This window comes from Nocardia sp. FBN12 (genome assembly GCF_050320175.1).
Taxonomy (GTDB): Bacteria; Actinomycetota; Actinomycetes; order Mycobacteriales; family Mycobacteriaceae; genus Nocardia.
Map to the genome: position 1 here is coordinate 1979333 of NZ_CP190048.1, position 25309 is coordinate 2004641.

Sequence of the window (25309 nt, forward strand, 5' to 3'; positions counted from 1 at the left end):
AATGTGGTACACGTGGATAGGCGGGGAAGCGGGTTGGAAAGCGCACGGATCTCCGTACCAGAAGTCCGTGCTAGGTCGATAGCCATGCGAGGGGTCGGGTAATCATGGAGTCTGTCGAAAGCTGTGCCGGTAATCGGGATCTGATTCCGCTTTCCTCCGCGCAATACGGCATGTGGTTCGCGGATAGTGCGCACAGCGGACCGGCGACAAATATCGCGCAATACGTCGAGATCGACGGTCCGCTCGACGTCGCCCTGTTCAACACAGCGGTGCACGAAGCGGCCGAAGAGACCGAATCGATGATGGTGCGAGTGGTCGAGGTGGAAGGGCGTCCCTACCAGGTCGTCGACCGCAGCATCACCTTCAACGAACTCGTGCTCGACTTCGGCGCGCACCGCGATCCGATCGCAGCGGCCATGGATTGGATGCGCCGCGACTACACGCGACCGGTCGACATCACTCAGCATCAACTCGCGGTCACCCGGCTGATCAGGATCAACGACAACCTGCACCTGTGGTACGCGCGGGCGCACCATCTCGTCATCGACGGGTACGGCGCCTTCAACGTGGTGAGCAGGGTCGCCGAGTACTACAACGCGCTGTCGGAAGACAGGCCGCCCGCTCGGCTGGTGGCCGCTCACCTACGCGATATCGCCGTGGAAGAGCAGACCTACCGGGCGAGCTCGCGGTTCGAGACCGATCGCCGGTACTGGCTGGACAAGGTCGCCGATCTGCCCGCACCGGCCGGCCTGTCCGGTCGGTCGGCGCGGGCAGGAACCGTGGACGAGGTTGCGGCGCGCGAACTTCCGGGCGCGCTGTGCGCATTGCTCGATCGACGCTCGGCCGAGCTCGACGCGTCGGCCGCGCAGGTCGTCGTCGCGGCGTTCGCGGCCTTCTTCACACGGATGACCGATGCCGACGAGGTGGTGCTGTCGGTCCCGATGAGTGCCAGGGTCACGCTCAAGCTGCGCAACGCCGCGGCGATGCTGGCCAATATGGTGCCGATCCGCTTCGCGGTCGATGACAGCACCACCGTGGCGCAACTGGTGCGGGCCTCGGTCAGCGAGCTGGTCTCCGCGCTGCGTCATCAGCGCTACCGCTTCGAGGATCTGCGCCGCGAATCGGCCGCGATCGACAACTCCGCCAACACTTTCGGGCCCGTCCTCAATATCTTGTTCTTCGACTCCGAGATCCGGCTGGGCGAGGCCATCGGTCGCTATCACGCGCTCACCTCGGGCGCGCTCGAAGATCTGCAGATCAACCTCTACCGGACCGGCCCGGATACGCCGCTGCTCATCGAGCTGCACGGCAACGACAATCTCTACAGCCGACGCGATATCGAGGCGCACGCCGACCGATTCATCGACTTCCTGCACCGCTTCCTCGAGGCCGACGACGGCGCGCGGGTGGTGGAACTACCGCTCGTCTCGTCCGCCCAAGAGCGCGGAATCATCGACGAGGCGGCCGGTATCGCGGGGGTCGCACCGGCCGGGACCCTGGTGGATTCGCTGGCCCGACAGGCTGATTCGACTCCGCTCGCCGACGCTGTCACGGCCGCCGGTGCGACGATCACCTACCGGGAGCTCGACGAACGCTCCACGCGACTCGCTCGGCGCTTGATCGCCCGCGGTGCCGGTCCGGGAGCGCTGGTCGCCATCGCCCTCCCGCGTGGCATCCCCTTGATCGTCGCGATGCTCGCGGTCCTGAAGTCCGGGGCCGGGTATCTGCCGTTGGATATCACCCATCCGCCGGAGCGGCTGGAATACGTTGTCGGCCAGGCCGATCCGGCGGTCGTCATCGTCGAGGATGCCGGTTGGCCGCTGGGCGGCGAGGTGCTGGTTCTCGAGCCGGGTGACGACCTCGACGGTGCCACGGATCCGATCACGGATGACGAGCGCACCGCACCGCTGCGTCCCGACGACGCCGCGTACGTCATCTTCACCTCCGGCTCCACCGGCCGGCCGAAAGGTGTGGTGATCAGCCACCGTTCGGTCGTCACCTACCTGGCGAACGCGACCGCGGCCCTGGATGTTCAGGCCGGCGACGTGTGGTCGTGGCTGCACTCGGTGGCCTTCGACTACTCGATCTGGGAGGTCTTCGGACCGCTCGTCACCGGCGGTCGCGTCGTAGTCGTCGACGCGCTGACCGCGCGTGCACCTGATGAACTGGTGCGCCTGGCCGCCCGTGAACGCGTCACCGTGTTCAGCCAAACCCCCTCGGCGTTCTATCAATTCGCCGCGGCGCAGCGGCGCTACCTCGCGGCGGGCGTACCCGATGGGCACCTGGGGCTGCGGGTGGTGGTGTTGTCCGGCGAAGGTCTGGATCCGGCGGCGTTGGCGCCCTGGTATGCGGACAATCCCGGGGAGCCGCTCGTCGTCAACAGCTTCGGGATCACCGAGACCACCGTGTTCGTCACTCGTACCGGCCTGAGTGCTGACGTGGCAGTACCCGGCGCGCCGAGTGTGATCGGAACGGCACTGCCCGGATTGCGTACCTACGTGCTGGATCGGCGCCTGCGGCCGGTGCCGGTGGGCGCGTGGGGGGAAATCTACGTAGCGGGAACGCAATTGGCTCGGGGTTATCTCGGTCAGCCCGCGTTGAGCGCGGGCCGGTTCGTCGCCGACCCGTGGGGTGCGCCGGGGAAGCGGATGTACCGAAGCGGGGACGTGGCCCGCCGCGATCACGACGGGGACCTCGAATACCGCGGGCGTGCGGATCAGCAGGTGCAACTGCGCGGTTTCCGCATCGAACTCGACGAGGTCAGGGCGGCGCTGCTGGCGCACCCGACGGTGGCCTCGGCCGCGGTGGTGGTGCAGCGCGCCGACACCGAGGCGGCGCGTCTGGTGGGATACGTCGTACCGGTAGGCGCCGGCTGTGATGTGGATGCCGTTGTCGTACACGCGGGTTCGCTGCTGCCGGATTACATGGTCCCTAATGTCGTGATGGTCGTCGACGAACTGCCACTGACTGTCAACGGCAAGCTCGATCTGCGCGCCCTGCCCGAACCGGCGGCGGGGGTCGCGGCGAGCTATGTCGCGCCGCGGACCGAGGCCGAACAGACTGTCGCCCACGTCTTCGCCGAGGTGCTCGGTGTGGATCGGATCGGCGTGTTCGACAGCTTCTTCGAGGTGGGTGGCAACTCGCTCACGGCGGCGGGCGCCGTCGCGCAGGTCGCCGATGCCACCGAATGCGAACTGTCGGTGCGTGATCTGTTCGGCAACCCGACGGTGGCCGGGTTCGCCGAGTGTGTCGGCCGGGCACGGCGCCGGGTGCGACCCACCCTTGCGCCGATCGCGCGGGACGGACTGTTGCCGCTGGCTCCCGCGCAACACCGGATGTGGTTGATCAACCGCACCGATCCGGAATCCGCCGCCTACAACATTCCCCTGGTGCTGCGCCTGACCGGCCGGCTCGACCCCGCCGCGTTGCGCACGGCGCTGGGCGACGTCCTCGATCGCCATGAATCGCTGCGCACCCGCTACCCCGCCCGCGACGGCCACGGCACGCAGGAGATCCTGTCGACCGAGGCCGCGCTGCCCGAATTCGCCGGCGTTCCCGAGCGAGTCGAGGATGCCGAGCTCGCTGACCGGATCCGCGAGGTGACCGCCGACGGCTTCGATGTCTGCGCTCGACCGCCGCTGCGCGCGGTCTTGCTGACGACCGGCCCCGACAGTCACGTACTGGTGCTCGTCCTGCATCACATCGGCTGTGACGGCGTGTCGCTGGCGCCCCTGGCCGTCGACTTCGCCGCCGCCTACTCGGCCCGGACACAGGAGATCACTCCGGATCAGCAGCCGCCGCGGGTGCAGTATGCCGACTATGCCGACTGGCACCGCCGCCTGCTCGGCGACGAAACGGATCCGGAATCGGTCGCCGCCGACCAATTGCGTTACTGGACAGCCCAATTGGCTGATGTACCGACAGTGCTCGAGCTGCCCGCCGACCGACCGCGACCGGCGCGGCGTTCGATGCGCGGTGCGGTCGTCACCTCGCGGATCCCGGCCGAGACCTACGCCGATATCGAGCGGCTTGCCCGCGCCGCGGACGTCACCCCGTTCATGGTCATCCACGCGGCGCTCGCCTTCCTGCTCGCGAGGTTGTCGGGGACCGACGACATCGTGATCGGCGCCCCACTGGCCGGACGCGGCGAACCGGACCTCGCGCCACTGGTGGGAATGTTCGTCAACACCGTGGCACTGCGCACATCGATACGCGGCGACGAGTCGTTCACCGCCCTCCTCGAACGCGTCAAGGACATCGACATCGACGCTTTCGCACACGGCGACCTGCCGTTCGACCGGATCGTGGAAGAGCTCGATCCACGACGATCGGCAGCCTACGCACCCGTGTGCCAGGTGTATCTGGCCTTCGACAACACCGAACTGCCCCGGCTGAGCCTGCCCGGGCTCACGGTGGACGTCCTCGATCCGGGCGCCGAACCCGCGAAGGTGGACCTCGTCGTCACGGTCGGCGCGAATGCCGCGCACGCCGGTGACGTGGCGTTGCGCATCAACTACGCGACCGACCTGTTCGACCCCGCCACCGTCGAGCACCTTGCCGTACGACTGCGCCGGATCCTGGACGCGGCGGTGGCGACTCCTTCCGTGCCGGTCGGCGATGTGGAGCTGCTGTCGGCCGCCGAACGTGCTGCGCTGCACCCTGTTCGAGGCGCGAACGCGGTAGCCGGCGTAGCGCTGGCGGAATTGCTGGCCCGCGGTGTCGCGATCTCACCGCAGGGTCCGGCTGTTGTCTCCGGCGCGGAGCGCATGGATTTCGCGGAGCTGGACGCGTTGTCGAACCGGTTCGCCCGGCGACTGCTCGACGAAGGAGCCCGGCCCGGCGACGTGGTGGCGATGGTCCTGCCGCGCTCGGTCGACTTCGTGGTGGCGGTGTGGGCGGTCGCGAAAACGGGTGCGGCCCTGGTGCTGATCGACCCGCGCAACCCGCTGGACCGGGTCGGTTCGATGCTGGCCGACAGCGCGCCCAGGGTGGTGTTGACCAGCGCCGAGGTCGAGGGCGTCGCCCCCGACGGGCCGTGGTCGCTGCTCGTGGTCGCCGACCCCGTCTCGCGTAGCGTCACCGCCGGCTACTCGCCCGCGCCGTTGACCGACACCGACCGCGGCAGGCCCGTGCACCCCGGCGACGTGGCGTACGTGATCTACACCTCCGGAACGACCGGCGTGCCGAAGGGTGTCGAGGTCACCAACCAGGGGTTGGCGAATTTCGCCACCGAACAGCAGGACCGCTACGACGTGAAGCCCACTGTGCGGGTGCTGCAGGCCGCCGGTCCCGGATTCGACGCGGTGATGCTGGAAATCCTGCTCGCCCACCCTGGTGGCGCGGCGCTGATCGTGTCCCCGCCCGACGTCTACGCCGGCACGGAACTGGCGGAACTCATTCGGGTACAAGAGGTTACCCATGCTTTCCTCACGCCCACCGTCCTGGCCTCGATGTCGCCGCAGGACCTCGAGTGCCTGCAGGTGCTGGTCTCCGGTGGGGAGGCCCTGACACCGGAACTCAGCGCCATCTGGGCACCGGGACGTCGGTTGTTCAACGGCTACGGCCCCACCGAGACCACGATCATGGTCGCGATCAGCGACCCGGTTCCCGCACACGGCCCGATCACCATCGGCGGTCCCATTCGCGGTATGTCGGCGCAGGTCCTCGACGCCCGGATGCAGCCGGTGCCGGTCGGCACGGCGGGCGAACTCTACATCGGCGGTGTGCAATTGGCCCGCGGCTACCTCGGCAGGCCGACTGTGACCGCGGCGAGTTTCGTGGCCGACCCCTGCGGCGACGGCACCCGCATGTACCGCACCGGTGACCTGGTCACCTGGACCTCGGCACACACCCTGCGGTATCTGGGCCGCGCCGACCACCAGGTGAAGATCCGCGGGCAGCGCACCGAACTCGGGGAGATCGAGGCGGTACTCGCGCAGCATCCCGCCGTGACCCACGCCGTGGTCGTGATCCGCGGCAGCGAGGGCGCCGACCGGCTCGTCGGCTATCTGGTCGGTGCGGGCGTCGACCCCGAGCAGGTCCGGGCGGCCGCCCGCGACCGGCTCCCGGCGCACATGGTGCCCGATGTGTGCATGGTGCTCGACCGCTTCCCGCTGACCGCCAGTGGCAAGCTCGATCGGGCTGTCCTGCCCGAGCCGGTGTTCCCGCGCGCCGTCACCGATATCGCGCCACGCACGCCCACCGAACAACTCGTCGCCGACGTCTACCGAGATGTGCTCGGCGCCTCGCACGTCGGCGCACTCGACAACTTCTTCGACCTGGGTGGCAACTCGCTCACCGCTACCAAGGTCGCGGCCCGGCTGTCCGACGTGTCCGGCACCGATCTCCCGGTGCGCGCACTGTTCGAGACGCCGACCGTCGACGCGCTTGCTCGGGGCCTGGATTCCGCTGGGCAGCAGGATGTTCCGAGGACCGTGCACAGTCGGCTGGTGCCACAGGAGCGCCCGGATCGGGTTCCGCTCTCGCCCGCGCAGGCTCGGATGTGGTTCCTCAACCAGTTCGACACCACGGCGGCGGTCTACAACGTGCCCGTCGTCGTGCGGATCACCGGAGCACTCGACATCGAGGCACTGCGGTCGGCGCTCACCGACGTGATCGACCGGCACGAATCACTGCGCACCCGATACCCGGACAGCGACAGCGGGCCGTGGCAGCAGATCCTGCCCACCGAGACCGCCGTCCCGGCGCTCACCTCGGTCGCGCTCACCGAAGCCGAGCTCCAGGACCGGATCGCGAGTGAGACCGCCGTCGGGTTCGACGTGAGCGTCGAAGTTCCGTTGCGGATCATGGTGCTGCGCACCGCGTCCGACGCGTGGACGGTGGTGCTCACCGTGCATCACATCGCCATCGACGGATCATCGCTCGCGCCGCTGGCGGCGGATCTGGCCGTGGCCTACCGGGCCCGTGTGGCTGGGGAGGAGCCCGGGTGGGCACCGCTGTCTGTCCAGTACGCCGATTACACACTGTGGCAACGGAAGCTCCTCGGCGCGCACGATGATCCGAGCAGCGTGGCCGCCGGTCAGATCCGGTACTGGCTCGCTGCCCTGGCCGATCTGCCGCAAATGCTCGATCTGCCCACCGACCGTCCGCGACCCGCGCGACAGTCCTTCCGCGGCGCGACCCTGTCCGCCACGATTCCCGCCGACCTGCACCGCGACATCATCGCCCTCGGGCGCAGGCACGATACGACGTTGTTCATGGTGACCCATGCGGCGTTCGCGGTCCTGCTGGCGCGGCTGTCGGGCACCGGCGACATCGCGGTGGGTACCCCGGTCGCGGGCCGCGGCGAACCCGCGCTCGACCCGCTGATCGGCATGTTCGTCAACACGCTGGTGCTGCGGGTGCGGGTCGATCCCGCCGCCCCGTTCACCGAAATCCTCGACCGCGTCCGCGAATGCGATCTCGGCGCGTTCGACAACGCCGCCATCCCGTTCGAACAGCTGGTGGAGGTCATCAATCCACCGCGCAGCACCGCACACGAGCCGCTGACCCAGGTCGGTTTCTCGTTCCAGAACATCGAGATCCCGACCCTGGCCCTCAGTGGCTCGACAGTAGAAGCCGACCTGGCCGAACCGGGCGTCGCGAAGTACGACCTGCACCTCACGCTGGTCGACACGAACGGTGCTCCCGGCGACATGCGGGTGGAATTCGGCTACGCGACAGACCTTTTCGACGAATCCACCATCACGTCGATCTTCGACCGGTTCGTCGCCGTCCTGCGAGGAGTCGTCGCCGATCCCGGGATGGCGGTGGGTGACCTGCCGTTGCTCAGCCCGCGGGAACTAGCCGAGCTGGCGCAGCGCGAAACCGGCCCCGACGCCCCGATCGGTGACGCGACGATCGCCGACCTGTTCGCGGCGCAGGTCGCGGCAACGCCGACGCGCACCGCGGTGGTCGACGCCGACAGCGGGGCCGAACTCACCTACGACGCGTTCGGCGCCGAGGTGACCGTGCTGGCACGAGCGCTGATCGGTCGAGGTATCGGGCCGGGAAGCGTGGTGGCGGTGGCGATGCCCCGCTCGGTCGAGCTGCTCACCACGATCTACGCCGTCCACGCCGCCGGTGGCGCCTACCTCCCGCTCGACCCCGATCACCCCATCGATCGGTTGCGTGCCGTGCTCACCGCCGCGCGACCGGACGCCGTGCTGATCCGCGACGACATCGACGTCCCGACCGGGGTGTCGGTGTGGCGCCTGACCGACCTCACTGCCCCCACGACCGATGCCTCGCTGGTCACCGATGCTGATCGCCTCCGCCCGTTGCGACCGGACGACCTGGCGTACGTGATCTTCACCTCTGGGTCGACCGGGGTGCCCAAAGGCGTTGCCGTCACCCACGATGCCGTCGTGAACCAACTGCGTTGGCTCACCGGTCATTACGGGATCGGTTCGCCGGATGTGCTGCTCCTGCGCACCCCGTTTACCTTCGACCTGTCGGTGTGGGAATTGTTCACCGCCCTCACCTCGGGCGCGGCGCTCGTGGTCGCGGGATCGGACGATCACACCGACCCTGCCGCCATCGCCGGATTGATCGCCCGGCACGGCGTGACGGTGGCCGATTTCGTGCCCTCGCTCCTGTCGGCGTTCCTCGAGATCGTCACGCCGGGCGACCTGGCCACGGTGCGCCAAGTGTTGTGCATCGGTGAAGCTTTGGACGCCGCGACCGTCCACCGGTTCCGTGAGGTGAGCGCGGCGCAGATCGATAATCTGTACGGCCCGACGGAAGCGGCTGTCAGTGCCACCGCCTGGGAGATCGGTGAGCTCGACGGACCCACCGTGCCCATCGGTGTTCCCGAGGCGAATGTCGTTGCGCACGTTCTCGATGCGCGCCTGCGACCGGTGCCCTCGGGTGTCACGGGTGAGCTGTACCTCGGCGGTGTGCAACTCGCCCGCGGCTACCACGCCCGCCCTGACCTGACCGCTGCCGCGTTCGTAGCCGACCCGCTCGGTGCGGCACCGGGTGCGCGTCTCTACCGCACGGGTGACCTGGTCCGCTGGGACTCGGCCGGCATCCTGCGGTACCTCGGCCGCCGTGATTCCCAGGTGAAGATTCGCGGCCTGCGTGTCGAACTCGGCGATGTCGAAGCCGCACTGCTCGCGCACGACCGGATCGGCGCCGCGGTCGCCAGGGTGCACACCCTGGCCGACGAGCAGGTCATCGTGGCCTACGCCGTCAGCGACGAGGCGATCGATGCCGACTCCCTGCGGACGTTCCTGCTGGGCCGCCTACCGGCGTATATGGTTCCCGCGCAGGTGATCCGGATTGATTCGATCCCGCTCACGCCCAACGGCAAGATCGACTACCGCGCCCTCCTCACGCCGGACGCCCGCGCCGTCGCGACCCGGCACCGCCCGCCACGCGGGATCGTCGAGGAGACGATCGCCGGTGTGATCGGCGAACTGGTGCAGACACCCTGGGTCGGCGCCGACGAGAACTTCTTCACCCTCGGTGGCAACTCGCTGCTGGCGACCCGTGCGCTCAGCCGCATCGGCGAAATCCTCGGCGTGACGATTCCGGTGCGCGCCATCTTCGAAGCCCCGACCGTGGGGGAATTGGCAGGATGGGTCGAGCGTCTGCGCGCGGTGGGCGATGTCGCGCGTCCGGTGGCGGGTCCGCGGCCCGAGCGTATTCCGCTCTCGCCCGCGCAGAGCCGGATGTGGGTGCTCAACCAGCTCGACCCCGAGGCGGCGAGTTATGTTGTACCACTGTCGATCAGCCTCGACGGCGAACTCGACGTCGAGGCCGTGACCGCCGCGCTGCACGATGTCATCAGACGACACGAGATCCTGCGCACCACCTATCCGGCTCACGACGGCACCCCCGCACAGGTTGTGCTGACCGCCGAGGAAGTCCTCGCGTCCTGCGATCTCGCCGTGTATCCGGTAACCGCGGATGAGCTGATCCCGCGGTTGACGCAGTTCTTCGGCGTCGGCTTCGACGTCTCGGTGGGCGCTCCGCTGCGGCTGGCGTTGTTCCGTCTCGCCGAAACCACGCACGCACTGGCACTGTCGGTACACCACATCAATTGCGACGGCTACTCGGTGGCACCCCTGGCTGCCGACATCATCGAGGCCTATCGCGCCCGCCGGGTCGGTGCTGCACCCGAATGGGCTCCGCTCCCAGTGCAATTCGCCGACTACGCGCTGTGGCAGCGTGAACTGCTCGCCACCCCCGGCTCCGCGCTCGGTCGCGACCTGCTGTACTGGCGCAGCCGACTCGCGGGGATCCCGGATGTGCTCGCACTGCCCACCGACCGGCCGCGTCCGCTCGAACAGTCCCATCGCGGCGCGACCGTGCACGCGCGAGTTCCCGCGCCGATCGCGCAAGCGATGGCAGAGCTGGCCCGGCTCCACGGCGTGACCCCGTTCATGGTGGCGCACACCGCGCTTGCCGTCCTGCTCGCGCAGTTGTCGGGCAGCGACGACATCGCCATCGGCATCCCGTACGCGGGGCGCGGTGACCGATCCCTCGACCGCCTCGTCGGGATGTTCGTCAACACACTCGTCCTGCGTACCCGCGTCCGCCCGGGACAGCGATTCGACGACCTGATCGAGCTGACCCGGCGCACCGACATCGAAGCGTTCGACCATGCCTCGGCGCCGTTCGAACAGTTGGTGGAAGTGCTGAATCCGGCTCGCTCGACCGCACATTCGCCGCTCTTCCAGGTGATGCTCGCCTATCAGAACATGCCGCCCGCCCGGCTCGAGCTGCCGGGGCTCGAAGTCGGCAGTATCGATGTCGGCGCCGACGCCGCGATCTGTGACCTGCTGCTGATGGTCACCGAGGACCGCGGCCCGCACAACGAGATCGCGGGCCTGAATCTGCGCCTGACCTATGCCACCGACCTGTTCGACGACGGCACCGCGCGCCGGTTCACCGAACAGTTCGTGCGCGTACTCGACGCTGCCAGCACCGACGCGCGCACTGTCGTCGGGGAGATCGATCTCGTCGACGAGGCGACCCTCGGCCGTCTGCTGCGCCCGCAGGACGCGCCATCGGTGAGCCGTGACCGTACGCTCGTCGATGCCTTCGACGAGCAGGTCACACGCACCCCGGACGCCGTCGCCATCCGAGTCCCGGGCGGCCCCACCCGCACCTACCGCGAATTCGACGAAGATGTCAACCGACTGGCCCGCCACCTCATCGATCTCGGCGCGAGCCCGGAAACCACAGTGGCCGTGGCGATTCATCGCTCGCTCGACCTCGTCACCGCCGTCTACGCGGTCGTGAAGTCCGGTGCCGCGTTCGTTCCGCTCGACCCGGATCACCCCACTGCCCGGCTGGCGCATGTCCTCACGGTGGCCGGGCCGCTGCTGGTCGTCACCACCTCCGGCGACGAGAGCGCCCTCCCCGGCGACATCGAGCGCATCCGGCTCGACGAACTGGATCTGAGCACCCGGCCCGCCGGACCTGTCGGCAACCTCGAGCGCCGCGCACCGCTGCGTGCCGACAACACCGCCTACATCCTGTTCACCTCCGGTTCGACCGGCGCACCCAAGGGTGTGGCGCTCACCCACGCGGCCACGGTTCACCAGTTGGCCTGGGCCCAAGCCGAATTCCCGCACGAGTCGTCGGATGTGGTGCTGCACAAGACCCCGATCACCTTCGACATCGCGGTGTGGGAGTTGTTCTGGCCGTTGCAGACCGGCGCGCGGATCGTCGTGGCCGAGCCTGGTGGTCACCGCGACCCCACCTATCTGGCCGAGGTCATCGCGGACGAGCGGGTGACCACCGTGCATTTCGTCCCCTCGATGCTGGACGTGCTGCTCGAGCGCCCGGGCAGGACGCGACTGCCGTCGGTCCGCTATGTCTTCCCGTCCGGCGAGGCGCTGGCCCAGCGCACCGCCGAACGTGCCCTTCAGGTTTTCGACGCCGCCGAGGTGGTCAACTGGTATGGCCCCGCCGAAGCGGAAGTCGTGACGGCCTATCGATGCACGATGGATCCCGTTGCGCCGCGCAGTGTTCCGATCGGATACCCGGTCTCGGGCATGTCGGCGTATGTGCTGAACGCGCGACTACGGCCGGTTGCGGCCGGGGTTGTCGGTGAGCTGTACGTGTCGGGCGTTCAGCTGGCCCGCGGCTACCACAACCGCTCAGATCTGACGTGCGGTGCTTTCCTCGCCGACCCGTTCGGCGCGCCGGGGCAACGCCTCTACCGCACCGGCGATCTGGCCCGCTGGACACCCGCGGGCACCTTGGAATACGTCGGCCGCGGCGACTTCCAGGTCAAGTTCCACGGACAGCGGGTCGAGCCCGCGGATATCGAAGCGGCGTTGCGTTCGATCGACATGGTCTCGGCTGCGGCAGCGGTAGTGACCGCCGACCGGATCACAGCCTATGTTTGCCCGCTTCCCGGCACGACCCTCGACGGGTCGAAGGTCCGTAAGCAGCTCACCAGGCTGTTGCCGTCCTATCTGGTGCCGACGATGGTGCAGGTGCTCGACACCCTGCCGTACAACTCCAATGGAAAGTTGGACCGGTCGGCTCTGTCGCATGTCGAGTTCGGCGATGCCGAAGGCGCCGTCGGGTCCCCGGCCGACAACGCGGCGGATCGAGCCGAGATGGCGGCTGAATTCGCTGCCCGCACCGATCGCGAGGCCGTGCTGGCGAAGATTGTCGCGGAGATCGTCGGCACCGAACAGGTCAGCGTCCATGCCGACATGTTCGATATCGGCATCAACTCGCTGTCGGCCGCTCAGGTCGCGGCCCGCGCAGAAGACGCGCTAGGTGTGCGGGTCAGAGTGCGTGACGTCTTCGAGGCGCCGAGCGTCGCCGAGTTGGCCGAACGAATCGCCGCGCGGGACGAGCAGGCCGGCGCACCGCTGGAACGTCGCGACGATCTCGCCGAGATCCCTCTGGCAGCGGCGCAGCGGCGTATCTGGATCCTCAACCAGCTCGACCCCGGTTCCGGGGCGTACAACATCGGATTCGCGGCGCGGCTGACCGGACCGCTCGATGTGGCGGCACTGCGCGCGGCGATGGGCGATGTGGTCACCCGCCACGAAACCCTGCGCACGATCTACCCCTCGGTGGGCGGGCAACCGCGTCAGCTCGTCCAGGACAGTACGGTCGGCGTCGCGGATATCGAACTCGCCACGCTCGACGATCACACGCTCCTGACCGACCGGATGCGCGAGGCCGTGGAGTCGGGCTTCGACATCGCGACGAACACGCCGGTCCGCGTCCGGCTCTATCGCACAGGCACCGAGGAACACATCTTGATCGTGGTGGTGCACCACATCGCCGCGGACGGTGCGTCGATGGCGCCGCTGGCCCGAGATGTGTTCGCCGCCTACCGCTCTCGCCGCACCGGCACGACACCGCTGTGGCCGTCGTTGCCGGTCGACTACGCCGACTACGCGGTCTGGCAGCGAACGCTGCTCGGCGCCGACGACGACCCCACGTCGCTGTCCGGACGGCAGATCGCCTACTGGCAGCGGATTCTCGCCGACGCGCCGGAGCTGCTCGCACTCCCGACCGACCGCCCGCGTCCCGCGGTACTGACGATGGACGGTGGCAGCGTCGGCTTCACCGTCGCGCCGGAGCTGCACGACGCTGTCGTCGAACTCGCCCGCCGCGAGGGCGTCACGGTGTTCATGGTTCTGCACGCGGCCCTGTCGATCCTGCTCTCGCGAACCGCGCACAGCGACGACATCACGATCGGCACGCCCGTCAGTGGCCGCGGACGCCCCGAACTCGACGATCTGGTCGGCATGTTCGTCAACACAGTGGTGTTGCGAACCCGCGTCGCCGGGCACCTGACGTTCCGTGCGTTCCTGGCCGAGGTGCGCGGCACGGACCTGGCGGCCCTCGCCCACGCCGACGTGCCGTTCGAGCGGCTGGTCGAGATCCTCGACCGGGCGGGGTCGACCGCCTATTCGCCGCTCTACCAGGTGATGCTCGGCTTCCGCACTGCCGACCCCGCACGATTCGAACTCGACGACATCGGCGTCGAAGTGCTCGATCCCGGTGTGTCACAGGCCAAGACCGATCTCACGGTGCTGTTGAACGAGCGGGCCGACGGCGGAATCGACGGCGAGATCGTCTACGCCACCGACCTGTTCACCGCCGCCACCGCGACCCGATTCGCCGACCGCCTGCTGCGCGTCCTCGACACGGTCACCAGGCAGCCGGAGACAACGATCGATGCCATCGACCTGCTGAGCGCAGAGGAGACCGCACAGCTGCTCCCCGCCGGGCGCGAGACAGCCGTGGTGCCGAAGACATTGCCCGCCTTGCTCGCCGTCGCTGCCGCCGACCCGATGGCCACTGCCCTGATCGGCGACGACGAAACCCTGACCTATGGCGAACTCGACCGGCGATCCGACCAGCTGGCGGCACTGTTGTCGCGAGCCGGTGCGGCACCGGGAACGTTTGTTGCCCTGGCTGTTCCGCGGTCGGTAGCGTTTCACGTCGCGCTGTGGGCGATCACGAAAACCGGTGCGGCGTTCATGCCGATGGATCTGCGCTACCCGGCCGATCGGCTCGCGCACATGGTCGAGGACTCCCGCGTCACGCTCGGTGTGACAGTGAGCGCTGCGCGTTCGGCGTTGCCGGACACGGTCGATTGGGTGTACCTCGGCAACGGTGATGTGATCGCCGAACTGTCCAGCACGACAATCGATCCGGCCTTCCCCGCCGCGCGCCTGGATGACGCCGCGTATCTGGTGTACACCTCCGGCTCGACCGGCACGCCGAAGGGCGTCGTCGTCACACACGCCGGCCTGTCGGCCTTCGCGGCGGAGAAGCACCAGCACTATCAGGTGGATCGGATGTCGCGGGTCCTGCAGGTCGCCGCGCCCGCTTTCGATGCGGTGATCATGGAATCGCTGATGGCCTACGCGGCAGGTGCCACGCTGGTCGTGTCGCCTGCCGAGGTTTTCGCCGGTTCGGAACTGACCGAACTGATTCGTAGGCACCAGGTTTCGCATGCGTTCCTCACGCCGAGCGTGCTCGCGACGCTGCGACCCGACGGCCTGGAGACGCTGCAGATGCTGACCGTTGGTGGTGAAGCGCTCTCCGCCGAACTCGTCGCCGCCTGGGCGCCGGGCCGCCGCTTCCACAATGTGTACGGGCCGACCGAGGCCACGGTCGCGGTGAGCGTCAGCGCCGAGTTGCGGCCGGGCGACCCGATCACCATCGGTGCCCCGATCCGCGGGGTGCGCGCCGTCGTGCTCGACGGTCGATTGCGGCCGGTACCGGTCGGCGTCGTCGGTGAGCTGTACGTGGCAGGCAGCGCGCTGGCCCGCGGTTATCTGAATCGGCCGGGGGCGAGCGCGAGCGCATTCGCCGCCGATCCGTACGGCGAGCCGGGGACCCGGATGTATCGCACCGGCGACCTGGTGCGCTGGACTGCCGAGCAGGCCATCGAATACGTGGGTCGCGCCGACTTCCAGGTCAAGATCCGTGGTCAGCGGGTGGAACTCGGCGAGATCGACGCGGCGCTGGTCGTCTGCCCGAACGTCGCCTCGGCGGTCACGGTGAGCAGGCGCGGCCATGCCGGACAACCGGTGCTTGCCGCCTACCTCGTGGCCGACGACGGTGCCGCGATAGACACGGCCGCGATCCGCGACCGGATCGCGGGCGCCCTGCCGGAGCACATGGTCCCCGGGGTGCTCATGGTTCTGGACGAGATGCCGGTGTCGGCGACCGGAAAGGTGAACCGGCACGCGCTGCCCGAACCCGTTGCCGAGCTGACGGATTCAGCGGTGCGCACCGCGTCGACCGAGCTGGAAATGACCATCGGGGGCATCTTCGCCGAGGTGCTCGGGGTCGGTTCGGTGGGAATCGACGAATCATTCTTCGCGCTCGGTGGTGACTCGATCATGTCGATCCAGCTGGCATCGCGATTGAAGACCGCAGGCGTGGTCGTCACCGCACGAGACATCTTCGAGCACAAGACCGTTCGTGGGCTGGCCGCCGTCGCCGAGGACGCCGGCCGGCTGACCCTCGACGAACTCCCCGGCGGCGGTATCGGCGCCATAGCCCGGACACCGATCGTGTCCTGGTACCTGGACCGTCCCGCCGGTGACCGATTCGCACAGTCACTGCTGGTCGAGTTGCCCGGCGACGCACGTCCGGCAGACGTGATCGCCACGGTCCGAGCGGTAGCGGATCGACACGACATGCTGCGCGCACGCGTGACACACCCCGATGTGTCGCGGGAGGGCCACGGCGACCTGGGTGTTCCACTGGGCCCCAGCGCACTCGAGGTGCTGCCTCGCGGCACCATGGACGCCGAGCGTTCGGTGTCGATCCGCACGTTCGGAGCCGAGAGTGCCCCCGGCAGTGCGGAGTTCGCGACCCTGGTCGAGGACGCCCTCGCGGGTGCCTCGGCCAGGCTCGACCCGGCGAATGCCGTGATGGTGCAGGTCGTGTGCCTGCTACCGGAGCCCGGCGTGGTCTCTCGAGGGCGCGCGCTGATCGTGATCCACCATCTGGTCGTCGACGGCGTCTCCTGGCGCATTCTGATCCCGGACTTCGTCGCCACGTGGCAGCGGATCGAGCAAGGCGTCCCGGTCGAACTACCCGAGGTCGGCACCTCGATGCGCAGATGGGCGGCGGCCGTGTCGACCGCGGCAGGCAACCGGATCGACGAAGTGCCGCTGTGGCGGCGCATGGGTTCGCGCTCCGAACCGTTGCTCGGACGCGGTGCCCTCGACCCGGCCGTCGACGTGCACGCCACCGTCGAGCGTCTGACCTCGACGCTGTCCGTCGACCTGACCACCGCGCTGCTCGGCGCTGTGCCACGGGCAGCGCACGCGACCACCGACGACGCCTTGCTCGCGAGCCTCGCGCTGGCGCTGGGTCGTTGGCGGGCGAGGCGTGGTGTCACCTACTCCGGTGCCCGAATCCTTCTCGAAAGCCACGGCCGCGAAGAACAACTCGCACCGGGCGCGGACCTGTCGCGCACCGTCGGCTGGTTCACCAGCGCCTACCCGGTCGACCTCGACCTCGACGGCACCGATCCGCGCGCCGCGGTGAAGGCGGTCAAGGAACAGTTGCGGGCCGTGCCCGACAAGGGCATCGGCTACGGCATGCTGCGATACCTGAACCCGGAGACCGCAGACCTGCTCGCTGCGCTGCCCGAACCCCAGATCAGTTTCAACAACCTCGGCCGGGCAGGTGTCGATCTGTCGGCACTGTCCGGGCTCGCCTGGATTCCCGCCGGCGAGGAATTCGACCACCAGGGCTCCTTCGATCCGAAGATGCCCGCGGCTGGCACACTGACCATCGACACCAGCATCATCGACACACCGGACGGTCCGACCCTCGTCGCGCAGGTCGGTTACGCCGCCCGGATCCTCGATCGCGACGACGTCCGCGAACTCCTCGACGAGTGGGCGACAACGCTGGCCGAGCTCGCGGAAGCCGCAGTCCGAGAAGAAGACTGGGGGCTTTCCCCGTCCGACACCCCGCTGGTCGCCCTGACCCAGCAAGACCTCGACATTTTCACCGAACGGTATGGGCCGGTCGACACCGTCTGGTCGATGGCGCCGTTGCAGGCAGGACTGCTGTTCCATGCCGAGCTCGCCGCGGGCGAACTCGACGTGTACACGGCGCAATCGGAGATGACGCTGACCGGCCCGCTCGACACGGCCCGTCTGCGGCAGGCCGCGGCGGATCTGCTGGCGCGGCACCCGAACCTGCGGGCCGCGTTCACCCGGACGACCGATGGTGGTGTGGCGCAGGTCGTTCCGCGGGCATCCGCGCTGCACTGGCGCAGTGTCGAAGCATCGGCGGCGGCACTGCCACAGATCCTCGCCGCCGAACGCGAAACGGCCTTCGACCCCGCCGATCCGCCGCTGGTGCGCTTCGTCCTCGTCGCCGTCGCACCCACCGAAAGCCGGTTGATCCTGACCGCGCACCACCTGCTGCTCGACGGATGGTCACTGCCACTGCTGCTGCGCGACCTGGTCGGGCTGTATGCGGCGGGCGCCGATTCGGGCCTCCTGCCGCCCGCGCCGTCCTACGGCGACTACCTGAGCTGGTTGGCACGGCGCGACAACGCCGCCGGTGTCGAGATCTGGCGCGACACCATGGCGGGCTTCACCGAACCTACGTTGATCGGCGAGACAGGCGGTGCGGCGACTGTCGAGGTACCGACCGACCTGAGTATCGATCTCGACGACGACATCACCACCGCCCTGACCGAACTCGCCCGTACCTGCGGTGCCACGATGTCGACGATCGTGCAGTTCGCCTGGGCGACGGTGCTGGCCGATCAGCTCGGCCGCGACCGGATCGTGTTCGGCGAGACCGTCTCCGGCAGGCCCGCCGAGGTGCCGGGCGTCGAGTCGATGATCGGGCTGTTCATCAACACACTGCCGGCCCCCGTCCACGTGCGCGGCGACCGGACCATCGTGGCCACGCTGCGACAGTTGCAGGCGAACAAGACCCGGCTGCTCGATCACCACCACATCGAACTGTCCGGCATCATGGCGGCCGTCGGCGGCGGGCAACTGTTCGACACCCTGGTGGCGTTCGAGTCCTACCCGGTCGACAGCAGCGGAGTCGGCGATGCCGATATCGACGGTGTGCGGGTCACCGAGGTGGTCGGCACCGATGCCGCGCACTACCCGATCACCGTGCAGGCCCACCACACCGACACCCTGCACATCCGCGTGCGCTACCAGGCTGCCCGCGTCGACAGCGTGACCGCCGAGGGGCTCGCCGATCGCCTCGAGCGGGTCCTGCGCGCCGTCGCGGCCGACGCTGGACGACGGGTCGGCGACATCGACCTGTTGTCTGCGGCAGAGCGCGCGACACTGGTCCCGGCCAGAGGTGCGGCGCAGGCGGCGCCCGAGGCATTGACGGACCTGTTGCGGCACGGCGTGACCGAGCGGCCTGACGGTCCGGCGGTGATCTACGGCTCCGAGACGGTGAGCTTCGCGGAGCTGGATGCCAGCGCACATCGGTTGGCGCACTGGCTGTTCGACCACGGCGTCGAAGTGGGCGACACCGTCGGCGTCGTCATGCCGCGCTCGATCGAGCTGATCACCACGATCTGGGCGCTCGCCGAGGTGGGTGCCGCCTGCGCGCTGCTCGATCCACGCAACCCTGCGGAGCGGCTGGCGCTCATGCTCTCCGACAGCGCGGCCCGCGTCGTGCTGACCGTCGTGGACACGAGTAGCGGTGTCCCGGAAGGGGAGTGGGTGCGGCTGGTCGTCGACGATCCGGCCTCCGCGCCGATACGCGCCGCCGATCCCGGCCGAGTGCCGGTGCGGCGGAATGTCCTCGATACCGACCTGGCCTACGTCATCTTCACCTCCGGCACCACCGGTACCCCGAAGGGTGTCGCGGTCACCCAGACCGGTCTGGCGAATTTCGCCGCCGAACAACGGGAGCGGTACTCCGTCACCCCCGACTCACGGGTACTGCAGTGTGCCGCACCGGGATTCGACGCCGTCATGCTCGAGATCCTGATGGCCCACCCGCACGGCGCCACGCTGGTCATCTCGCCGCCCGATACCTACGCGGGTACCGAGCTGGCCGCTGTCATCGGAGACAACGCGGTCACCCACGCGTTCCTCACCCCGACCGTGCTCGCGACCATGTCACCCGACGGGCTCGACAGCCTCGCGGTACTTGTCGCCGGTGGCGAGGCGGTACAGGCCGAACTCGCGGCCGTCTGGGCGCCCGGGCGCCGTCTGTTCAACGGCTACGGCCCCACCGAGACGACGATCATGGTCGCTATCAGCGACCCGCTGACACCGGGGGAATCCATCACCCTGGGTGGCCCGATTCGCGGAACCTCCGCGATGGTGCTCGACTCGCGCCTGCGGCCCGTACCGATCGGTGTGACCGGCGAACTGTACGTCGGCGGCGTCCAGCTGGCGCGCGGATACCTCGGCCGATCTGCCGCCACCGCCGCGAACTTCCTCGCCAACCCCTACGATCCGGGCACGCGCATGTACCGCACGGGCGACCGGGTCCGCTGGACCGCCGAGCACACACTCGACTACCTGGGCCGCGCCGATCATCAGGTCAAGATCCGCGGCCAGCGGATCGAACTCGGTGAGATCGAGGCCGTCCTCGTCGACCAGCCCACCGTCGCCCACGCGGTGGCGCTGCTGCGCACCGATGACAACGGCACCGACCATCTCGTCGGCTATCTCGTCGGCGACGCCGTCGACCCAGAGCGGGTGCGAGCCGCGGCCCGCCGCCGGCTACCGGCCCACATGGTTCCCGACATCTGCGTTGTGCTGCACCAGCTTCCACTGGCCACCACCGGGAAACTCGACCGGACCGCCCTCCCGACACCGACGTTCGCCGCCGTCGGGTACCTGGCCCCGACCGGCTCGACCGAGCAGCTGGTCGCCGATATCTGCGCCGAAGTGCTCGACCTGCCCCGAGTGGGCATGCGCGACAACTTCTTCGACCTCGGCGGCAATTCCCTCACCGCCACGAGACTGACCGCTCGACTGAGCTCCGCACTCGGCATTCGAGTGGCGGTGCGCGACCTGTTCGAGTACCCGCGAATGGCCGACCTCGCCCTTCGGCTCACCGGCCGTGACCGGGTCGAACGCCCGGCCCTGACCCAGCGGCCCGGCGGGGGCGCGGTGCCTCTCTCACCCGCCCAGCACCGGATGTGGTTCCTCAACCAGCTCGACACCTCGGTCGGCGCCTACAACGTGCCGTTGGTGATCCGGCTGACCGGAGCGCTCGACGTCGCCGCGCTGCGCACCGCCTGCGCGATGGTGATCGACCGTCACGAATCGCTGCGCACGAAATTCCCGGTGGTGGACGGTATTCCGCACCAGGTCGTCGTCGATGCCGACGAGGTCGTCCCGGACCTGATCCCGGTCGTCATCGAGGAGTCGGTGCTGCCGACGGCGGCCGCGGCGGTTCTCTCGGCCAGCTTCCAGGTCACCGAGGCGCCGCCGGTGCGGGCCGAACTGTTCGCTCTCGGCTCCGACGCCCACGTGCTGGTGATCGCCGTGCACCACATCTGCGCGGACGGGCTGTCGATGATCCCACTCGCCCGCGACGTCGCGGCTGCCTATCACGCCGTCACCACCGCGAGCGCGCCCGCCTGGCCGCCGCTCACTGTCCAGTACCCCGATTACGCACTGTGGCAGCATGATCTGCTCGGCGACGAGCACGATCCGGAGTCGCTGCTGTCACGTCAGCTGGACTACTGGCGCGGCGCCCTCGCCGGGCTGCCGGAACTTCTCGAACTGCCCACGGATATGCCACGCCCGCCGGTCGCGTCGATGCGGGGGAGGATGGTCGATTTCACGATCGAGCCGGGGTTGCAGGAGCGGATCGCCGCGGTCGCGCGGGCAGCGGGCGCGACGCCGTTCATGGTGGCACACGCCGCGCTGACCGTCTTGCTCGCGCGGCTTGCCGACACCGGTGACATTGCGGTCGGCACACCGGTTTCCGGGCGCGGCGAACGCGAACTGGACGACCTGATCGGCATGTTCGTCAACACCGTCGTCCTCCGCACGGCCGTCCCCTCGGACAAGCCCTTCGACGCGCTCCTCGCCGACGTCATGGCCGCCGACCTCGCGGCACTCGCGCACGCCGAGGTCTCCTTCGAACAGGTCGTCGAGGCACTGAACCCGCCGCGTTCGACCGCGCACCTACCGCTCTACCAGGTGACGATCGACTACCAGAATCTGGACCAGGTGGTCCTCGATCTGCCCGGGATCACGGTGGAACCGGTCGAGGACTTCGTCGAGCAGGCGCAGTCGGATCTCAATGTGAAGCTGGTCGAGCGATTCGACGTGGACGGTAACCCGCTGGGCACTATGGGCCGATTGACCTACGCCACAGACCTTTTCGTAGAAGAGTCGATGGAGCGGTTCGCGCGCTGGTATCTGCGCATTCTCGAGGCCGTCACGACCGACCCGCACGCCGTCGTCGGCGACATCGAGTTCCTGGAACCGGGGCAGCGCCAGGAGGTTCTCGATGCCGCTGGTGTAGCGGGAGTTCAGGTTCCCGAGGAAACGATCGGTGGTTTGTTCGCACGCCGGGTCGAGGCCGCGCCGAACGCGGTGGCGGTGACCGATGGGGCGACGGTCCTGACCTACGCGGAACTGGATCGGCGCGCCAAGAGTGTGGCCACCCAGCTGATCGCGTCCGGTGCAGGCCCGGAAACCCTGGTGGCTGTGGCGTTGCCGCGTTCGGCCGATCTGGTGGTCGGATTGCTGGCAGTGGTGCTGTCGGGTGCGGGCTACCTGCCACTGGACGTGGCCTACCCGGCCGAACGCCTGCGCTTCGTACTCGACGACGCACGACCCGTGGTCATGCTGACCACCTCGGCCATGGCATCGGCGGTACCCGAATTCGACGGGCCGACAATTCAGGTGGACGGTCCCGCTGTCGAGAGTGCGCGGAATACCGCGGCGCTGCCGGACAACATCGCCTACATGATCTACACCTCGGGTTCCACCGGCAGGCCCAAGGGCGTCGCGGTCACCCACCGTGACGTGGTCACGCTGCTCTCGAATACCGCCGAGAAATTCGACGTGGGTCCCGACGACGTGTGGACGCTGTTCCATTCCTATGCTTTCGATTTCGCGGTCTGGGAGATGTGGGGCGCGCTGCTCTCGGGCGGGCGGCTGGTGGTCGTCGACTACGACACCACGCGCACGCCCGACGCCTTCGTCGAACTCGTGGCGCGCGAACGGGTCACCGTGCTCAGTCAAACGCCCTCGGCGTTCTACGGATTCGTCGATGCCGAGCGCCGCTACCGTGGCGCGGGCGGCGACGATCTCGCCTTGCGTTACCTCGTGTTCGGCGGCGAAGCACTCGATCCGTCTCGGCTGACGGGATGGTTCCTCGCGCATCCGGCGGGCTCGCCGCGACTGGTGAACATGTACGGCATCACCGAGACGACGGTGCACGTCAGCTACGCCGAGGTCGATCAGGTCGGCGACGGCGGGATCGGTCGTGCCCTGCCCGGCATGGCAGTCGCTGTGCTCGACAGGCGGTTGCGGCCGGTGCCGGTCGGCGTTGCCGGTGATCTCTATGTCGGTGGTGGACAGCTCGCGCGCGGCTATCACGGTGCGGGCGCGCTCACCGCCGGCCGATTCGTCGCCGATCCGTTCGGTGCGCCAGGGAGCCGCCTGTACCGGACCGGCGATGTCGGCCGGTGGCGTCGCGGCTTGCACGGGCTGGAACTGGACTACCTCGGCCGCGCCGACGCACAGATCCAATTGCGTGGGTTCCGTATCGAATTGGGCGAGGTGGAATCGGCGCTGCTCGGCCATCCCGGCGTCGCCCAGGCGGCTGCCACGGTGCATCGCCACGCCAAGGATGTCGATCAGTTGATCGGTTACGTCGTTGCTGTCGACGGGCGCGCACTCGACCCGGCGCGGGTTCGCGATACTGCTGCCGAACTGCTCACCGGCTACATGGTGCCCTCCGCCATCGTGGTGCTGCCTGCGCTGCCGGTGACGGTCAACGGCAAACTCGACCGAAAAGGCTTGCCCGCACCCGACTTCGAACGCACAGCAGACGAATACGACGCGCCGCGAACACCTGCCGAGATCGCGATCGCCGAGGTCTTCGCGCACACCCTGAACGTGGCCGGAGTCGGCGCCGGCGACGGATTCTTCGACCTCGGCGGCAACTCGCTGCTGGCGACCATGGCCGTCGCCGAACTCCACGGCCGCGGCATCCCGCTCGAACTGCCGTGGATGTTCGACGACGCGACTCCGCGGGCGCTGGCCCGCAGGGTCGACGAGGCCGAGGCCGAATCGGGCATGCAGGTGCTGCTGCCGCTGCGGCCCACCGGCGACGCCGCACCACTGTTCGCGATCCACCCGGCGGGCGGGCTGGCCTGGTTCTACGGCGGACTCGTCGGCCATCTGCGCGGCGACCGACCGGTGTTCGGCCTGCAGGACCCGCACGTCGTCGCCGACGAGCCCGACACCACCTCGATCGACGAGCTCGCCCAGCGCTACGTCGAGGAGATCCGCCGGACCCAGCCCAGCGGGCCGTACCACCTGCTCGGCTGGTCGCTGGGCGGCGAGATCGCCCATGCGGTGGCGATACAGCTGCAAGAGCGCGGCGATCAGGTCGCGTTGCTGGCGATGATGGACAGCGCGGTCGATGCGCCACCGGTCACGCCCGAGACCGGATCCGCGCCGGGCGAACTGATGGCCGATCTGCTCGGTGGCTGGCGGGAACTGTTCGATCTCGGCGATGCCGTCACCGCGAGCACCACCGAGCAGGCTTGGCAGGTGATCCGCGAGCAGATCACCGGCACCGGCTTGTTCAGCGCCGACCAGGTCGACCGGGTGATGGGGAGCTTCTCCACCGCGGGCAAACTCGCCGAGGATTACCAGCCGCGGACTTTCGACGGTGACCTGATCTTCTTCACCGCTGGTAGGGACCGTGACGACACCGATGCCATCGCGCAGACGTGGCAACCGCATGTCACCGGCCGTATCCACAACACTGTTCTCGACGTTTGCCACCTCGAACTGACCCACCCGTCCGCGCTGGCCGTTATCGGCCCGATCCTCGAAGGATTCATGAACTGATGACGACGACACAGCAGCAACTGCGCCTCGACGACGGCCGCACCGTCGCCTGCACCAGCCCCGCCGAGGCGCGCATGCTCTGGAACGAGATGATCGCCGACGGGTACTACCGCCAAGCGGCCGCTACGCTGCGGCCCGGCGACCTCGCCGTCGACATCGGCGCCAATATCGGACTCAGTGCGATGGTGTTCGCCGAAACGCACCCGGGTGTGCGGGTGATCGCGGCCGAGCCTGCGCCTGCCATCTACGACTGTCTGCACCGCAATATGGCGGCCCACGTGCCGAGCGGCGTCGCACTCGAAGTGGCGGTGGGCGCGGCGCCCGGAGTGCTGCCGTTCACCTGGTATCCCCGCGCCACCGCGAATTCGAGCCTGTACGCCGATCGCGACGCCGACGACGACGCGACGAAAACCTTCCTGCGCAACAGCGGCCTGCCTGAGGACGCGATCACTCTCATCACCCGCGGCCTGCACGACGGCGAGCAGATCGATGTCGAGGTCACGACGGTGTCGGCGATCCTGGCCGAGCAGGATCCGGCCGCCGAGATCGGTGTGCTGAAGATCGACGTCGAACGGGCCGAATTCGATGTGCTGCTCGGCATCACCGAATCCGACTGGTCCCGAATACGCGCCGTCGTCGCCGAAGTGCACGATCGCGACGGGCGCCTCGCCGAATTCTGCGAGGTCCTCACTGTTCACGGCCTCACTCCACGCACCCGCCAGGACTCCGCACTGGCAGGCACCGAACTGCACGAGGTGTACGCCGTGCGGGCGTGATCCGGCGGAATAGGG

Annotated in this window: 2 protein-coding genes; both read left to right on the top strand. The window is 68.6% G+C overall.

The genetic code is table 11. The annotated features are described in order from the left end of the window. Positions 1 to 104 precede the first annotated feature (104 nt). The gene (locus tag ACQHI0_RS09800; protein ID WP_427907611.1) at positions 105 to 24518 is read left to right on the top strand and encodes a non-ribosomal peptide synthase/polyketide synthase; all 24414 of its coding nucleotides are present in this window, start codon (positions 105 to 107) and stop codon (positions 24516 to 24518) included. Next, the gene (locus tag ACQHI0_RS09805) at positions 24518 to 25294 is read left to right on the top strand and encodes an FkbM family methyltransferase (RefSeq protein WP_427907612.1); all 777 of its coding nucleotides are present in this window, start codon (positions 24518 to 24520) and stop codon (positions 25292 to 25294) included. The genes ACQHI0_RS09800 and ACQHI0_RS09805 overlap by 1 nt, the downstream gene beginning before the upstream one ends. Positions 25295 to 25309: the final 15 nt, after the last annotated feature.

What these genes read in the sequence shown, in the direction of transcription:
- ACQHI0_RS09800 (WP_427907611.1), top strand. Translation starts at nt 105, where the DNA reads ATGGAGTCTGTCGAAAGCTGTGCCGGTAATCGGGATCTGATTCCGCTT.
- ACQHI0_RS09805 (WP_427907612.1), top strand. Translation starts at nt 24,518, where the DNA reads ATGACGACGACACAGCAGCAACTGCGCCTCGACGACGGCCGCACCGTC.